The organism is Pelagibaculum spongiae (genome assembly GCF_003097315.1).
Lineage (GTDB): Bacteria > Pseudomonadota > Gammaproteobacteria > Enterobacterales > Pelagibaculaceae > Pelagibaculum > Pelagibaculum spongiae.
In genome coordinates, this window is record NZ_QDDL01000001.1 from 622,314 (window position 1) to 638,057 (window position 15,744).

A 15,744-nucleotide genomic window follows, 5' to 3' on the forward strand; every position below is an offset into this window, starting at 1 on the left:
TGGCCAAACTCTGCTACCGGCTCCAGGTCAACCCTAGTCTAGTCGACCAGAGCAGATAGAGATTTCGTGGTGCGAAATCAGCCTTGGAAATCAGAATCGAATACAGGTAGCAGCTGCTAGTTATTAACGGGATGCATGAAATGCCAACCGTGAAAACGGTTTTTCTCCCTTGTCCTGAATCAATATACGGCTCAGACTTGCGAAGGGTACTTCGATCCGATAAATGGCATGTAACGGCATCTGGAGCACATTCGCTAGCAAAATACGAATCAACGCTCCGTGACCCACTAACAAAATGTGTTGTCCATTGTAGTTATTCAGCAAATTTGCCCATACATTCAAAATACGTTGATTAAATTCAACTATCCCTTCCGATTGATCTGGGGCATACCTCAAAGGGTCTAACCAATACTCAGCTAAACGTTTTTCACCGATTTCTTCTGGTGACTTTCCATCCCAAACCCCAAAGCTAATTTCTTTTAATTCCGGGATAATTTGGTATGACAAATTGGCTTTGTCAGCTAATTTTTCAGCAAATTGACTACAACGAATTAATGGAGAACAAACAATATGCTGCCAGGGAGGATTTTCAAGATACTGATCAACGGTTGACCACATTTGCTGCCAACCAACTTTACTTAGTGGATCATCAATTGCACCGCGCAATTTACGGCCACCTTCAGGTAGCCCGTGGCGCAACAGATCAATCGTGGTCAACATCCTCAGACTCCAGCATTCGCATATATCTTTCCCAATCAAAGAATTGACCGGGATCGGTTTTGCGAACGGGAGCAATATCACTGTGACCAACAATGCGCTCAGGGTTTATCGCCGGATAGTGATCCAGCAAACACTTTGTTACTCGTGAAAGCGAACGATATTGAGCATCGGTATAGGTTTCAGTTTCAGTTCCTTCCAACTCAATACCGATTGAAAAATCATTGCAGCGCTGACGACCATTAAATTCACTTTTACCTGCATGCCAAGCCATCAGATGAAACGGTACATATTGTTCAACCGAACCATCTCGACTAATCACCAGATGGCTAGAGACTTCCAAACCACGTAATTGCTCAAAATACTCATGAGCATCACAATCTAACTGACCCATAAACAAGTCATGAATTTCTCTGCCACCGAACTGCCCTGGCGGCAAGCTGATGCAATGAATTACTAATAAAGAAATATCATTTGGATCTGGACGCTCACTGAAATGAGCGCTGGCAAATTGACATGCCAAAGAGAGCAATCCTGTCTCGTTTGAAATTTCCATTAAAAAAGGCTGTTCAGTAAAAACAGCCTTTAGTATAACGAGCTCAGTTAATAAAAATAACCTAACAAACAATTAACCTATTTTTTCACCCACTTCCCGCAAATTAACAATCACCGCTTCTAGCGCACGGTCAAACATTGCCGCGTCATCTAATAACCTTAACTGCTGAGCCTGTAGCGCTTGAGCTAGCTCATCACGATTGTTGTCTCGCACTTTCATACCATTACGATCGACAAAAATATAACGGCCACTACTACCAATAACTGCCGCTAATTTACAACGAAGTTTATTATCTTGATCTTGCCATTCAAACCATTGGCCACGGCAAAAGCTATCCACCATCGATAACCAAGAACTCATATCCGGCTCAACCGGCGCATTACTCACAGCTTGTTCGGCACCTTGCGCTGATGACGTAGCAATAAATTGCTCCATTGGTGCTGGTTCAGTTAACAACGCCTGGGAAGACTGATCTTCAACCTGCTCATCCAAATCAGCCTGCGGTATTACATCTGCAGCCAAACCAGTAGTTTCGTCGGCTGGTTGGTAAAGCGCTTCATTTGCAGAGCATGCTTGCTGAGGAATTTGCAATGGCTGTTGAATTTGTTTTAACAACCGACGCACTTCTGGCTCATCTAAGCCATTGCGCATAAAACCTTGTTTTAACGCTTCCGCCAGTCGCCCTAGTTCACCTGCATTAATTGGCAAGCCTTTACCAAGCCCAGATAAAAGCGCTGCTTCTTGACAATTTTTATCCCAAATACCGCCCGGATCATCGCCATGCTTTAACCAATCAATTTTTAAAACCTGCTGCCAGTGATGTAATAACTTGGCTACTGGCTCAGCCAAAGCACCACTTAATAATGGCTTTAATATCTTGTCATTTTTTTCAACAGCTTGCTGATTTCGAGCCTTACCTTCTTCCGCTTCGCGGATTCTTTTTTCTAACAGCTCAGTCCGGCGCTGGTCATTTTGCAAATAATCAGTTAACTCAAGCTCTGCCAATTCGAAAACACCGGCATCTTGCTGATAGCGCTGTAAAATATTATCTACCTGCTTGGTCATAAAAGACAATAAACGCTTACCACGCTCATCGTCATGCCACCCCACACCAGCGTGCGCCATGGTGTTAATTAACTTTTTCGAAACATGTCCGTGCTGACTGAAAAAACCCGGATCAGCGATCACTGCTTTAACCACCGGAATTTGTAAACGACTCACTTGGGATTTAATTGGATCGGGTAGCAAACTGTCAGAAAGAATAAATTCAAACATCATGCTAATCAGATCAATCGCATCTGATTCAAATCGTCCAATATTTGCTGAAGGCATATTATTGGCGATCTGATTTTGAATCACTTCTTTTAATTGGCTTGGTTGAACTGCAATCATTTGCTGGCTAGTTTGCAATCCAGTCAGCTCATTAAGCAACATATCGCGTGGAATAATCTGCGCCTGTTGCGGCGGCATTGGCTCATTAACACCTTGGCCTTGCCGATAGCTCGCCATCAACTGCTGAACCGCAGGCATGATGTTGTGTTGCCCTTGCTGCATAACAGGTTGCATATTTTGCTGCGGTGGCATTTCACCACCAATAATGGCTTGTTCTGCAAGTTCGGGTAACGGCTGGCCAGCAGAATTAACTGTATTCTGAACTGAAGCTTGAACTGCAGCATTACGCCTCTGCCAAGCTTCTTTGCGCATGCTATCAATCGTCAAATCTGGCAATACACCTGCTTGCTCTAACCACTGGTTAAGCCAGTGATAAAATTCTGGCAATTGCAGCATCACATGCTTTTCAAACAACTTGTAAAGAACAATTCGAGCTTTAATTGGCAGTTCAAGTATTCGACTGGATTCAAAAAAAGCTTCGGCAATCACTTTGGGAGATAGCGAACGACAATCATCAGGGGAACAACTACATAACCAGGCAGTACGTTGGTCAAGCACCGTCATTGAATTGGTAGATATTTTAACAACTCGCTCGACCATTCCAGTCAGCGCCAATTGTTCTTCCATTTCATCTTCTTTAACCAAGCTCAAACTATCTAGCTCAGCAGCCACTTCAGTTTCCGAAACCTGAGGCTCACGCGTCATCAAATGAAAATACTGATCAACTTCCTGATTAAAACGGGTATGCAGACCTTTGCGGCGAATCCGAATTTCTCGCATCGCATCGAAGTAAATCGTTTGGTCGCCAGCAACAGCTCGATCAGCCAATTCAAACAAAGCATCATCCACTTGATCCAACATGTGAACCAGCAAACCAGATAATTTCTGGCCGACCGGGTCTTTCATCCGGTCAATAACTGCTCTTCCTCTGGCATTACCGAGAGAGGAATCGTTCATAGGATGACGCTCCTCTATATGGCGGGCTTTAACCACTTCTAACCCCTGTTACGGTGCATAATTACAACTTCCTGAGCATGATACTATCAGCGGTATTGGTTACCAAACGGGACACAGCTCTCACTTTCTCCGCGGTTAACTACGGCCAGGCGAATTTGATTCAATAACCTGATCTACAGCACTTTGGGGAAATTACACTTGCAAGATGCGCCAAACCTGCTTGTAAAAGTCCATTGAACACAGAAAAACCTTTTGTTTTATACGGATAAGATTTTTAATCAGTTGCTTAACGAGTTCTTTGGTGACTCTTGTAGTTTCAGGTCTTAGAATATCGCCATCTCTGACCCTGATGCGCTTTCGCTGTATTGGTAGTAATCATGAATCGACCTGACTATCTGACCCAAGACCTGATTGATCGAGACTGCCGACTGGCATTAAAAGAAGATCTCGGCCAATCCGCCCATAAAAAGCTCGACCCGTCTGCCGACATCACCGCACAATTAATTGACCAAAACACCCAATGTACCGCACGTGTATTATGCCGCGACAATGCGGTTATTAGTGGTATCGATTGGGTCGAAAGCTGCTTACAACAAGTCGATCCAACACTTTCAATTGAATGGCTGGTAAAAGATGGCGACCAGGTATCTGCCGACTCAGTGCTGTGCAATATTAGCGGCCCAGCTCGGGCACTATTGACTGCTGAAAGACCTGCATTGAATTTCTTGCAAACCTTGTCCGCAACGGCAACTGCGACCGCAGCTTATGCCAAAGCGATTGCCCACACATCTTGTCGCTTACTCGATACCCGAAAAACTTTACCCGGCATGCGGCTCGCTCAAAAATATGCCGTTTTATGCGGTCAGGGTAAAAACCATCGGATTGGTTTATGGGATGCTTTTTTAATTAAAGAGAATCATATTATGGCCTGTGGCGGTATTGCCCAAGCAATTGAAAAAGCCAAAGAGATCGCACCAGGCAAACCCGTTGAAGTTGAAACAGAGAACCTTGATGAACTGCAACAAGCGCTAAATGCCGGCGCCGATATCATTATGCTGGATAACTACTCTCTGGATGATATGCGCAGCGCAGTTTCAATCAATGCAGGTAAAGCCAAGCTAGAAGCTTCGGGTAATGTTGATTTATTGACCATTGCTTCTATTGCAGAAACCGGCGTTGATTTTATTTCAGTTGGCGCGATTACCAAACACGTAACAGCAATCGATTTATCGTTACGGGTTCAGCACTAAAATTCTCTTGTTATAAATTAAAAATGCCAGGAATTAACCTGGCATTTTTTTCTACGAAATAGCACCCATCGAATATTGTTTATCACAAAAACACGGCATCGAAACAATATCTTTTGAGTCACGCTACAATAAACACTGCATGGTTTATTCTGCCCGAATAGTTTCAGAACAGTAAGCGGCATAAAAGTTGATATTCGCTATTTTTGTTCGTGCTTCGATAGCTTGTGACCTACCGAATTCCGTTAAAGGCGAATCCAGCAGTCCCTGAAAAAACCCTCGTGCATTTAAATCAGTTTCACCATGGCGAAAATATATAAGGCCGTCATTACTATTCTGAATCGATTGTCTGCAAGCATTTAGTAAATTTGAGTTTTATTTCATCGGGTTTATCACAAATCATCCCGACAATTTTCATTCCTGTTTTTAAATTAATCAGCTGCATTGGAAAATTATCATTACTGGTTATGGTTTCAATAAAATGAATACCATTCCCCTGGCAATGTGCATGCTGAGCTAGTTGCAGTTCAAGGCCTATTCCTTTGCTTCGATAGTCAGGGTGTACCGCACCAACCCAACTCTCAAAAATTCCTGGTCGCGTGACATAACCAATCGATGTAGCAACAAGCATGTCACCTTGATACGCCATGCAAAACAGAACATCTCTTCCACATAAAATATAGTCAAACACCCGCTGGCTATAGCCACCACAGAGGTCAAACAACTGCTCGATTTGTGTTTCTATCTCATCAGTTAACTCTGTAAATAGCTTGATATTCATAGATAACGATCTAGGTTTTTATTGCGGGATTTGCAGCATACATCAAGCTTGCCAACCAGTAAATGCTAGCAATAAAAAAGGCCAGCAGTTGCTGGCCTTGCGCACTTATCCTAGAAGACAAAGAGTTCAGAAACTATTCGCTATCAAATACTAACTGTCGAACTGAAACTGAATTTTTATTTGATTGCCAATGGTTGAAGTATCAGTCCATTCTCCCGTACCAACATTAAAATCCAGTCGATTCAAACGTGCTTCACCTTGGTAATGATAACCAGTGGATGTTTTACTAATTTGCAATGGAAAACTAATCGGCTTAATTAGGCCTTTTAGCTCGATAGTGCCGTTAAATTGATATTGCTGTTGTACAGTAGTTGCCGCTAAAGAACCTTTTACAATCGCTGTAGCAAAACTCGAAGCAGCAAACCATTCAGAGCCAACCGCCAATTCATCTCGCTCAGCATCACCACTAAAAAAGCTGGCAGTATTCACTTGCAACTCCAGTAGTGCTGCTTGAGGTTTTGCTGCATCAAAAGTGAAATTCTTATTGAACTTAGAAAATCCACCCTGAAAATCTTCACCCATTAGACTCGCGGTAAAGGTAAGTTTTTCAACTGCTAACAGCGAAGTTGACGCCATACCTGATAATGTCAATGCTAATGCAGAGTAACCCACTGCTTTTTTGAAAACATTCATTGATTACTACTCCAACAGCTAATCTTTTAGCATTCGCTTTAATACTTCATCTTTCACTACAAAGTGGTGATAGAGCGCAGCACCGACATGAGCAACTAATACCGCAATAAATGCCCAGCTTGCAAACTCATGTACAACATGGCCGATATCTTGCAGCTGCTTATTCTTTTCAAATAATAATGGAAATTTGGCCAATCCAAAATAGCTGACTGGATAGCCAGCTGCAGTTGACATCACCCAACCACTAATCGGCATTGCCAACATAAACCCATAAAGACTCCAATGAGCTGCTTCAGCTGCTCTTTGCTGCCATTTCGGCTGACCTGGTGGCGCCTTCACTGATGGGTTAGACAACTTCCAAATTAAGCGAATCAACACCAGAGCAAACACCGTAACGCCCAATGCTTTGTGCAGGTTAATTTGCTTTAACTTTTCCAAGCCCAACGGTAAGTCATGCATGGTCAGCCCTAAATAGAGCATCCAAAAAACAAATAGCGCGATGAGCCAGTGTAATACTCTGGAAAGCAGGCCATAACCTGCTGCATGATTTCGCCAGTTCATATTAATTTACTTCTTTTGCTTTAATTCAAGTTCAAATTCCAGTTGGATTTCATCACCCACAGCTGGCACATAGGTATTCATACCAAAATCACTACGCAAAATAGTCGCGTTGGCTGAAACACCCGCCCAATTACCTTTATAAGAAGGTACATATTTTCCGAGCGGATGCTGACCATCAAAATTCAGTGTTGCAAACAAAGTCACCGGCTTGGTCACACCATGCATAGTCAGCTCGCCTTCTACCGCATAACGTGCTTTAGTGATTGCACGGAAATTTTTACTAACAAAACGAGCCTGCGGATATTTAGTTACATCAAAAAAATCAGCATTTTTTAAATGCTTATCTAGCGCAGCGACATCGGTATCAACACTGGCAGGATCAATAATAATATCCAACTTGCTGTTTTCAATCTTGTCCAGATCCAGTGTCACCTGCCCATCAAAATCAGCAAATTGACCGCGGAAGTTGGATAGCCCGTGATGATTAACTTTGAACAGAACCTTACTGTGAGCCTGATCAAACTGGTAATCCGCTGGAGCAGCTTGAGCGCCCGCTGCAAATAAACCACAAGAAACAATTAACGCACCTGCTTTAAACCAGCTTTTCATTATAAATTCCTATACTGTATTTTTTTTAAGCTCACCTTTTAAAGGCTCTTTTGAAAACCATATGGGTAAGCTTGCTTTTACTGTTATTTGATAAACCACAGCAGCCGTTGATACCTCAAGCGCTGTAAGAAAATACATTTTGTTCGAATCTCGCCCAGCTTACTCAGACAAATGATCAAAATAAATCGTTCAAATTTAACTTCACATTTGTTTCTTTTTCGAGTAACTGCTTTTATCAGTAAGCAATAAGATCAAGCGGTATCAGCCAACTCTATTTTGCAACTTTGCAAGCATTCTTTTGAAACATATCGCAGACCAAACTCTGTTTTACTACTAAGACTGCGACGATACTGAAACATAGATTTTCAACTAGCAGCGTAGCATTCAATCAGTTTAAATCAGTATTCTCAGCCAGCACAAAGCTGGATATCTGACGCACAGCATATTGGTATTTATGCCAACTTAGAATAAGCTTTGCAGCAAATGTTCATTGCGAAATTGCCTATGCAAGACTGGAATCAACTCAGGTTTTTCCTTGCGCTATCAAGCCATGGAACACTGGCACGTGCTGCAGAGAAGCTACAGGTTAACCAATCCACTGTTTTTAGGAGATTAAAGCAACTAGAAGACGATTTAGGCTTTAGTCTATTTATTCGAACTTCGACCGGCTATCAATTAACTTCTGCTGGCGAGCAAATCCTTAAGCACGCGCAATCAATAGAAGATCATTTCGATCAATTGAAGCAAACCACTTCACCTGCTGAAGATCAGTTGGCTGGTAACATTCGGGTTTCAACGCTGGATACCGTTGCACTGCAACTAATACCTCAAGTGATTAGCCAATTCAGAGAACTTCACCCTTTAGTACATATCGATTTAATGGTTAGCGAAAGTCGCCACAATCTTGCACGTCGTGAAGCTGACATTGCGATTCGAGCAACCCGTCGACCACCTGATTACCTGATTGGTAAAAAATTATTCAGTCAGCCTTGGTGTTTATGGGCCAGCCAAGATTATCTTGATCAGCATGGCTACCCGGAAAAAGGGCAGCTAGCACAACATAAGTTTTTGCTAGGGATTGGTGATTTGGGTGAAGCCCCGATTATGCCGGTACTGGAGCATATGTTGTCCAAAGACCAAATCGTTTGCCGCAGCAATAGCATGCTGGCGTTACAGCAACTTTGTCGCCAAGGTGTTGGACTATTACCCGGCTTGCAATGCGAAACATCTGACTTGATAAGCACCATGGATTTTCCCGAAGTACCTCAGTCTGAGTTATGGCTACTTTACCATCCTGACCAAAAAACTCAGCCACGGATTAAAGCTTTCACCCAGTTCATAATGGATAACTTTAAACGCACGACTCTGGTCGGAATTTAATCAATCAGACTTAGCAAAACGGACTTAGCATGACGACATTAACACTCGACAATCTTCATTTTATTTTTATCGGATTGAGCCTGATTCTACTGATTAGTTCAGTGGTTTTAGCAAGTGCTTCAAATAAGAACAAAGCGCTACTTAGCCAGGCTCAACTAGCAGCCCAACGGCTATCGGCAGATAACCTGTCATCGACAAGTCAGCTACAAAATCTTGAACTAGAAACCACACAAACAATTAGCACACTACACGCGCAGTTGGAACATGCTCGTCAGCAAAACCAGCAGCATAATGAACAGCTGATTGCTCTGGAAAAAAACAAACAGCAAATGAACTTGCAGTTTGAAAACCTGGCGCAAAAGATTTTTGAAGAAAAAGGTAAAACCTTTACTGAAAAAAATCAGTCTTCGATGGATGCCTTGCTTGCACCATTTAAAGAACAACTCAGCCAGTTCAAAACCCAGCTAGATCAATCTCACCACCGAGACAACCAAGACCGTGCTTCGTTAAGAGAACAAGTTTCTCAATTAATGAACCTGAATCAGAAAATAAATCAGGAAGCGATTAACCTGACCCGCGCCTTAAAAAGCGAAAACAAAACTCAAGGCAACTGGGGTGAATTAGTACTAGAAAAAGTGCTAGAAAAATCAGGGCTTCGTAAGGGCGAGGAATATCAGGTACAAGAGAGCTTCAAAGATGACAGCGGCAGTCGCCGTCAACCTGACGTAATTATTCGATTACCCGAAGGCAAAGATGTCATCATCGACTCTAAAGTATCTCTAACCGCTTACCAGAAGTACATCTCCAGTGAAGATCAAGCTGAAGCATTGACTGCATTAAAAGCGCACGTTGAATCGGTACGCCGTCATATTCGCCAACTCAGTGATAAAGATTACAGCCAACTTTCAGGGCTCAATTCTCTAGATTTTGTTCTAATGTTCATGCCGATTGAACCGGCTTTTGTTGCAGCATTCCAACATGACCCTCAATTATTCACTGACGCTTTTGACCAAAAAATAATTGTAGTGACTCCAACCACATTGCTGGCGACCTTGAGAACCATTGAAAATATTTGGCGCTATGAACGGCAGAACCAAAATGCAATAGAAATTGCCGAACAAGCCGGCAAGCTTTATGACAAGCTACGGGTTTTTTGTGAAAAAATGGAGAAAACAGATGCCCAGCTAACCACCGCACGAAATACCTTTGATGACGCGATGAATAGCCTTAGCCAAGGGCGCGGCAATCTAATCGCTCAGGCTGGAAAGTTTCTTGACATGGGGGTTCGAGTAAAAAAGCAATTACCGAAAACGCTCACTGACAAAGCTGACCCGTCCGAATAGTCGCAATGCTTGCGGGCTATTCAACTGGAACATGAACCGTTTTTAGGCGATCCATTGACTAAAGACGGTTCTAAAACTGCTACTTAGAAACCATTCACGTTCTGTCTCTGCATCTCAATTACTGCGCCCAGCAATCGTTATTCTTCAATTGAAAGGTTGCATTGATACATTTTCCAACAACTACTAGCTATTAATACTCAACTTGCTAGAAACTAACAATTAATAACCAAACCGTTAAGCCACTTGAGTTCCAGGTTAATCAAAAACCTGCTACTTTGGCACAAACCTAGGTACAGTTTATTCCTGTTCGCGCTGAAGATGCTGAGTAGATCCATTTTTAATCAATCGCTATCGCCACTACCCGCAGAGCAGTACTATACCGACTAAAGATTTTCTTACCCGGAAAGTCTACTTAATAAAACAACATATTCACAAGAAACCGCTTAATCCAAGAGCACCCGTTACCAAAATACCGTGGCCTAATACTTCATCTAAAGAGCATAATAATGATAAAAAAAATCAGCCACCTCAGCGCCATTTCTATTATCAGCGCCAGTTTATTATTTACTGGGTGTACTTCTAACCAACAGGACAGCCTATTCGATAGTGCAGTTAGCTTTGCCAGAAGTAGTGTTGATTTAGAAGTAAAGACAGCATTGGCGGGCGATGTAACCCTAACTTATATGGAGCGCCCAAGCACTTTAACCGAAAATGCAGAAACTGTTTTATTGTTGCATGGATTTTCTGCTAATAAAGACAACTGGATTCGTTTTACCGATGCACTTGATGAAAAATATCATGTCATTGCAGTAGATCTAGCAGGACACGGCGATTCAGAAAAGTCACTCACTACCAATTATGGTCTTGTTAAGCAAGCTGAGCGTTTAGATGCTCTCATGACGGGTTTAGGTATTGAAACCTTTCATATTGCCGGTAATTCAATGGGCGGAGCAATTAGTACTATTTTTAGTTTTAATTATCCAACTAAAGTAAAAAGCTTAACTTTGATTGATGCTGCCGGTGTTGATGGTGACACTCCTAGCGAGTATTACCAAGCACTTGCCAAAGGCACTAACCCGCTAATTGCCACCGATGAAGAAAGCTTTGAGTTTCGCATGGATTTTACCATGAGCCAACCACCGATATTACCTTGGCCTTTACGCCCAGCCTTATTCCGAAAAACAATGGCTCGAGTTGATATCAACAAAAAAATCTTTAGCGACATGATTGAAACAAAACAGCATTTAATCGAAAGCAATTTCCAACAGTCTATGCAAACAACGTTTGCTGAACACAAACTACCAACGCTGATTATGTGGGGCAAAGAAGATCGAGTATTGGACGTATCAGCCGTCGCTGCCTTTAAGCAATTAATGCCCGCAGCAACTGTGCATATTTTTGATGGTGTTGGCCACCTGCCTATGGTAGAAATTCCAAATGAGAGCGCAAAAGTTTACCAGGATTTTCTAGCATCCATAAAATAACCATATCAACCAAAGTCACCGTTGATGCTGCATTAGAATCGAGCAGTAATTAATTACCTGAAAAGGAGCCAATAATAATGAAAAAAACAGCACAACCAGGTATTGAAGCGCGTAAAAACCTTGATTTTGGCCTGGACGCAAATACTCCAAAATACTGGCACTCTAACGATCCATTTAAAACACGCCTACACGATGCATTACAGTCAACCTTTCCAGAAGGTGAGCGCTATTTTATAGCCTGCGTCCGTGTGTTTAATGACCGTATTGAAGATCCTAAGCTTCAGCATGAAGTAAAAGAATTTATCCATCAGGAAGCTCAGCACGGTATGGCTCATACCAAATACAACCAGCTATTAGCACAACAGGGAATGCCAATGAAGCGTCTACTGGCGTTTCATAAAGATAAGACCCAAAAGGATCAAAAACGTTTTTCCCCAGAGTTTAATTTGGCGTTAACTGCCGCATTTGAACACTTTACCGCACTGCTGGCAGATGCGTATTTTTCAAATAAAGAAACTACCGCGGGCATGGATCCGAAAATGAAAGCCCTGTTTGCTTGGCATGCCATTGAAGAAATGGAACATCGCTCAGTGGCCTTTAATGTAATGAAGAGCATTGCCAAAGTAGGTTACTTCAAACGCTCCTGCGCCATGGTATATGCCACCTGGATGGTAATGTATTTTATGTTCAGCTTTGCCGATAACATGCTAGAAGCTGACGGCTTCTCTAAATGGCAACGCCGTAAGATGTTTTTCAAAAACCTAAACTGGATGTATGGTTACAAAGGGATTTTATCTTCCTTTACGCCAAGCCTATTGCGTTACTTCAAACCTAGCTTCCACCCAGAAGAGATTCCGGTAATTCACAACTACCCTGACTGGGTTAAAGCGTACGATGAAAGCGGCAACCCACACAAGGCCTGTGAAGCACTGATAGCTGCTGCTCATTAATAGTCAAAAAACTATTTAAAAAGCGCTTCTCATTATTTCCGGCTAGCAATAGCCGGAACATTTTTATTCAAAAAAGCTGGGCTCGACCACCACTTTGGCTATCAAAAGAATAAGAAGTCATCTTTTGGATATAGCCGCAAAATTAACATATCGATGCACTTATCAACTGCCTTAGTCAATATTCTGATTAACGACTCACCTCTGCCTCTCATATTGCTGACTCACTCTGTTGTATCGACCTTCAATTTCGAGCCTTGGCTGCTAATAAGCTCGTGCTATTTGCTTACCATCAAACTCAAGCATGAAAATCAGTAGATTAACGACATTAATAGATGAATATCAATAGGTTGGTTAGCTCAATTTCCAAGGTAACAAAAAACCTGTTATCTTGGCGACACACGCGTGCGCTAGGTTTGCTTGGATTGGCAGAAGGCAAAAAGATAAATTTCTTTAAAATCTGAATGTTAACAACAAACAGGCATACTTACATACCTGCATACCTGCATACCGAGCCTGCATACAGTCAAACCGCTATAGCATCATTATCACTAATGAATAGCCTATTCATGGAATACATATGAAATTATTAATACGCAACTTAGATCGTTCAACCACAGAAGAAGAGTTAAACGGTTTATTTCAAGCGTTCGGAACAGTCCAATCTTGCAATCTGGTGATTGACAAAGCAGATGGCGCATCTAAAGGCTTCGGATTTGTTGAAATGCCAAAGCCAGGCGAAGCAAAGGCAGCAATGCAAGGCCTCAACAACCAAACAATTGGTAACAACCAAATTCGTGTAAAAAAAGCTGAAGACAAAAAATAAATAACGTCTCGCTACTGCCGAACATTTCCTTCTAAAGTATTTTTGATCTCCTCAAAAATACTTTTATCTAAAATTGACTAATTTATTAGCTAATTGATTTTCTTATCATAAAATTATCTTTACCAGCAGTCACTCATCCCTCGGCTGGTAGGCCTACCGACTTATTTTTAATAGGTTTGCCAAGCCTCATCTTGAGCGTTCAGATTACAATCTCACTCTAAGGCAGGTCTGGCGCATAAGAAAAGGCCTGCATTGCGGGCCTAAAGATGGCAGGTTATAACAATCAAAGCTTCAACTCGTCGAGCAAAAACTTTGTAGTAAGCCGTTTATCAGCTTTCAACTGAAGTGAGACTGATCTGGCAATGTGATTGAAAGAGCGTCATTTCAGTTCTTTCCTTGAACGTAAAAAGATCTGCAATCGACAAAATCTAGGTCAAACAATTTACTATAGGCAAAATGATGATCCTAAGCTAATAGCCTAGATAAAACTGAAATATTAAATTGATAAACAATACAGACCACCATCTTTTCAATATTTCATTTATCATTTTGATTTTTTTGTTAATGAAGTCAATAGTGCCATTTATAAATATTAATATGAAAAACTTATGGTATGGCTTTTTCAAGACAAAAAAAAGACTCAAACATTCTGAGCCTAAAGGATGGGATAACTACAAATTACTAACTAACTTTCAAAATTCAGAAAGGCAAAAGACTAGATTAACAAATACAAAAGCTGCCGATGTATTTTAGCCTGAAAATACATCATTAGATGGTAAAACCACTTAATTTAAACAATGATATTTCACTCAGCCAAAACCTGCTAAATAAACAACAATTATCGAGTAGCATATTCAAGACAGAAATTTGCTGTTCGACTGATCTGATTCAATGACTACAGATTACCCCTGTCAGCCTTCGCTGTAAATCGATAAGACCCTTATTGCATTTTTAGTCCTAAATTGAAACAAATTAAACTTTCTCTTGTAGCCTGACGAAAATTTGGCAAATGAGTGTTTACAGCCAGACCAAGCATCATTGAATTGAATAGAATGATTAACAAAATTAACAGCAGGCGTATCGCCGCCAGCTCTATTTATCGCACGCAGAAAGTTGGTTTTAAACTGATAGAATTAATATAATGAAAAAGAAATATAAGAAGGCAATAAATAAGTAAATCGGGCAACTATGACGTTTGCAACAGATGATTTTGTCAGCGGCATTAACTCATGCTAATCCGCTGACAAACAAAACTTTGGCTAATTTTTGAATAGAAAGTTAAGCCGCTTCAGCAGCCGCACCTTTCATGGTATCAGCCAATACGGTATAGACCGTTACCCAAGCCTCTTGCAGTTCTGGGGTGAATGCTTCACCTAAACCCTGTTGCAAAGTCCAGATTAATGCTGCACCGACTGTTTCATAGTGCTGATCTTTAACACCGTAGGCGACGTGACCACGACCAAGATTCTGCACCGCAGGAACTAAAGCTTCTAAATTATCCAAGCCACGTACTGCAACACCAATCATCGTCATCAGTTTACGGCCCTGCTCAGCAATATCATCACTAAACAATGGCTTTAAAGAAGGATCCAACTCAAACAGTCGGCCATAAAATAATTCGGCGGCAGTATCAGCAATAGGAACTACTTTTTCCCAGCTCTGCTGTACCAGTTGTTTTTGTTCTGGTGTCATAGACTTCTCCTGACAATAAGGCAGCATTTTCAGATATTTATTCTGAATAAGACATTATTAACTAATAAAACGAAGCAACCCTGCCAGTCGCCAAACCAAGCGGGGCTGTCGTTTTGACAGACACAGTCTATCCACCAAGAGGGAGAGTGCAAGCCTAAAGAGGTAAATTGCGTGAAAAAGCAACCTTTTAGTTATTAACTGTCAGCTTTTCTACTTCTTCATGTTCTAACTGATGAAGTAATTCATTCATGCGTTTTTTACCAAAACGCTTTAAACGAAATTTTCGCGCTTGCTGCAAATTGGAAGATGGATCGCCAACCACTAACAATGCCACCATTCCATAACGATTATGAACCCGACACTTCAAACCATATACGCCAGGAACATCAAACTTTATATCTTTACTGGGAATAGAATGAATTTCTACTGGCTTAACACCTTCTGGCAGCATACCTTTTACCGTAGTCACCGTATGCTGACCCATAGAACCGGTAAAACGAACCGTATCACCTGGTTGAATTCTTAAATAGTCGGGTTCAAAACGAAACATATGGGTGAC

The 15,744-nt window shown here is 41.6% G+C and carries 16 protein-coding genes; 6 read left to right on the plus strand and 10 right to left on the minus strand.

Annotated features, from left to right (window positions below; translation table 11 throughout):
- Positions 1-123: 123 nt before the first annotated feature.
- From DC094_RS02730 to DC094_RS02740, 3 genes are all read right to left on the minus strand, one after another.
- Positions 124-720: a histidine phosphatase family protein gene (locus DC094_RS02730; protein WP_116685545.1), complete on the minus strand. Its 597-nt coding sequence runs from the start codon at positions 718-720 to the stop codon at positions 124-126.
- Positions 704-1,273, minus strand: a complete 570-nt coding sequence (gene ampD / locus DC094_RS02735; protein WP_116686181.1) for a 1,6-anhydro-N-acetylmuramyl-L-alanine amidase AmpD — start codon at positions 1,271-1,273, stop codon at positions 704-706. The genes DC094_RS02730 and ampD overlap by 17 nt, the downstream gene beginning before the upstream one ends.
- A 72-nt stretch (positions 1,274-1,345) precedes the next feature.
- A complete protein-coding gene (locus DC094_RS02740) occupies positions 1,346-3,622 on the minus strand; it encodes a DUF1631 family protein (RefSeq protein ID WP_116685546.1) in 2,277 nt (758 codons plus the stop codon).
- Between the two features lie 377 nt (positions 3,623-3,999).
- On the opposite strand from DC094_RS02740, the gene nadC reads away from it, so the two are divergent.
- Positions 4,000-4,872, plus strand: coding sequence for a carboxylating nicotinate-nucleotide diphosphorylase (gene nadC, locus DC094_RS02745; RefSeq protein WP_116685547.1), 873 nt, complete (start codon positions 4,000-4,002; stop codon positions 4,870-4,872).
- A 144-nt stretch (positions 4,873-5,016) separates the two neighbouring features.
- Here the strand turns inward: nadC and DC094_RS22795 are convergent, their stop codons facing one another.
- From DC094_RS22795 to DC094_RS02770, 5 genes are all read right to left on the minus strand, one after another.
- Positions 5,017-5,211 carry a histidine phosphatase family protein gene (locus tag DC094_RS22795; protein ID WP_116686182.1) on the minus strand — a complete coding sequence of 65 codons (195 nt, stop codon included), beginning with the start codon at positions 5,209-5,211 and terminating at the stop codon, positions 5,017-5,019.
- Complete coding sequence (locus tag DC094_RS02755) at positions 5,201-5,650, minus strand: GNAT family N-acetyltransferase (protein WP_116685548.1); 450 nt, start codon at positions 5,648-5,650, stop codon at positions 5,201-5,203. Before DC094_RS02755 ends, DC094_RS22795 begins: the two co-directional genes overlap by 11 nt.
- A 150-nt stretch (positions 5,651-5,800) precedes the next feature.
- Entirely contained in the window at positions 5,801-6,343 is a 543-nt protein-coding gene (locus tag DC094_RS02760; protein WP_116685549.1) for a YceI family protein, read from the minus strand.
- An 18-nt stretch (positions 6,344-6,361) separates the two neighbouring features.
- Positions 6,362-6,904 carry a cytochrome b gene (locus tag DC094_RS02765; RefSeq protein WP_116685550.1) on the minus strand — a complete coding sequence of 181 codons (543 nt, stop codon included), beginning with the start codon at positions 6,902-6,904 and terminating at the stop codon, positions 6,362-6,364.
- A 6-nt stretch (positions 6,905-6,910) separates the two neighbouring features.
- A complete protein-coding gene (locus DC094_RS02770; RefSeq protein WP_116685551.1) occupies positions 6,911-7,513 on the minus strand; it encodes a YceI family protein in 603 nt (200 codons plus the stop codon).
- A gap of 483 nt (positions 7,514-7,996) precedes the next feature.
- On the opposite strand from DC094_RS02770, the gene DC094_RS02775 reads away from it, so the two are divergent.
- The 5 genes from DC094_RS02775 (at position 7,997) to DC094_RS02795 (ending at position 13,493) form a co-directional block, all read left to right on the plus strand.
- The gene (locus tag DC094_RS02775) at positions 7,997-8,893 is read left to right on the plus strand and encodes a LysR family transcriptional regulator (protein WP_116685552.1); all 897 of its coding nucleotides are present in this window, start codon (positions 7,997-7,999) and stop codon (positions 8,891-8,893) included.
- 29 nt (positions 8,894-8,922) lie between these two features.
- Complete coding sequence (locus DC094_RS02780; RefSeq protein ID WP_116685553.1) at positions 8,923-10,236, plus strand: DNA recombination protein RmuC; 1,314 nt, start codon at positions 8,923-8,925, stop codon at positions 10,234-10,236.
- 506 nt (positions 10,237-10,742) lie between these two features.
- Entirely contained in the window at positions 10,743-11,720 is a 978-nt protein-coding gene (locus DC094_RS02785) for an alpha/beta fold hydrolase (RefSeq protein ID WP_116685554.1), read from the plus strand.
- Between the two features lie 77 nt (positions 11,721-11,797).
- Positions 11,798-12,670, plus strand: coding sequence for a metal-dependent hydrolase (locus DC094_RS02790; RefSeq protein WP_116685555.1), 873 nt, complete (start codon positions 11,798-11,800; stop codon positions 12,668-12,670).
- 577 nt (positions 12,671-13,247) lie between these two features.
- Positions 13,248-13,493 (plus strand): RNA recognition motif domain-containing protein, encoded by a 246-nt coding sequence (locus tag DC094_RS02795; RefSeq protein WP_116685556.1) that lies wholly within the window; start codon positions 13,248-13,250, stop codon positions 13,491-13,493.
- A 1,278-nt stretch (positions 13,494-14,771) separates the two neighbouring features.
- On the opposite strand, the gene DC094_RS02800 is transcribed toward DC094_RS02795, so the two are convergent.
- Both DC094_RS02800 and DC094_RS02805 read right to left on the minus strand, forming a co-directional pair.
- Positions 14,772-15,185, minus strand: a complete 414-nt coding sequence (locus tag DC094_RS02800; protein ID WP_116685557.1) for a globin family protein — start codon at positions 15,183-15,185, stop codon at positions 14,772-14,774.
- Positions 15,186-15,372: 187 nt separating this feature from the next.
- Positions 15,373-15,735, minus strand: coding sequence for a plastocyanin/azurin family copper-binding protein (locus DC094_RS02805; protein WP_133245448.1), 363 nt, complete (start codon positions 15,733-15,735; stop codon positions 15,373-15,375).
- Between the last annotated feature and the right edge of the window lie 9 nt (positions 15,736-15,744).

What these genes read in the sequence shown, in the direction of transcription:
- DC094_RS02730 (WP_116685545.1), bottom strand. Translation starts at nt 720, where the DNA reads ATGTTGACCACGATTGATCTGTTGCGCCACGGGCTACCTGAAGGTGGC.
- ampD (WP_116686181.1), bottom strand. Translation starts at nt 1,273, where the DNA reads ATGGAAATTTCAAACGAGACAGGATTGCTCTCTTTGGCATGTCAATTT.
- DC094_RS02740 (WP_116685546.1), bottom strand. Translation starts at nt 3,622, where the DNA reads ATGAACGATTCCTCTCTCGGTAATGCCAGAGGAAGAGCAGTTATTGAC.
- nadC (WP_116685547.1), top strand. Translation starts at nt 4,000, where the DNA reads ATGAATCGACCTGACTATCTGACCCAAGACCTGATTGATCGAGACTGC.
- DC094_RS02755 (WP_116685548.1), bottom strand. Translation starts at nt 5,650, where the DNA reads ATGAATATCAAGCTATTTACAGAGTTAACTGATGAGATAGAAACACAA.
- DC094_RS02760 (WP_116685549.1), bottom strand. Translation starts at nt 6,343, where the DNA reads ATGAATGTTTTCAAAAAAGCAGTGGGTTACTCTGCATTAGCATTGACA.
- DC094_RS02765 (WP_116685550.1), bottom strand. Translation starts at nt 6,904, where the DNA reads ATGAACTGGCGAAATCATGCAGCAGGTTATGGCCTGCTTTCCAGAGTA.
- DC094_RS02770 (WP_116685551.1), bottom strand. Translation starts at nt 7,513, where the DNA reads ATGAAAAGCTGGTTTAAAGCAGGTGCGTTAATTGTTTCTTGTGGTTTA.
- DC094_RS02775 (WP_116685552.1), top strand. Translation starts at nt 7,997, where the DNA reads ATGTTCATTGCGAAATTGCCTATGCAAGACTGGAATCAACTCAGGTTT.
- DC094_RS02780 (WP_116685553.1), top strand. Translation starts at nt 8,923, where the DNA reads ATGACGACATTAACACTCGACAATCTTCATTTTATTTTTATCGGATTG.
- DC094_RS02785 (WP_116685554.1), top strand. Translation starts at nt 10,743, where the DNA reads ATGATAAAAAAAATCAGCCACCTCAGCGCCATTTCTATTATCAGCGCC.
- DC094_RS02790 (WP_116685555.1), top strand. Translation starts at nt 11,798, where the DNA reads ATGAAAAAAACAGCACAACCAGGTATTGAAGCGCGTAAAAACCTTGAT.
- DC094_RS02795 (WP_116685556.1), top strand. Translation starts at nt 13,248, where the DNA reads ATGAAATTATTAATACGCAACTTAGATCGTTCAACCACAGAAGAAGAG.
- DC094_RS02800 (WP_116685557.1), bottom strand. Translation starts at nt 15,185, where the DNA reads ATGACACCAGAACAAAAACAACTGGTACAGCAGAGCTGGGAAAAAGTA.
- DC094_RS02805 (WP_133245448.1), bottom strand. Translation starts at nt 15,735, where the DNA reads ATGTTTCGTTTTGAACCCGACTATTTAAGAATTCAACCAGGTGATACG.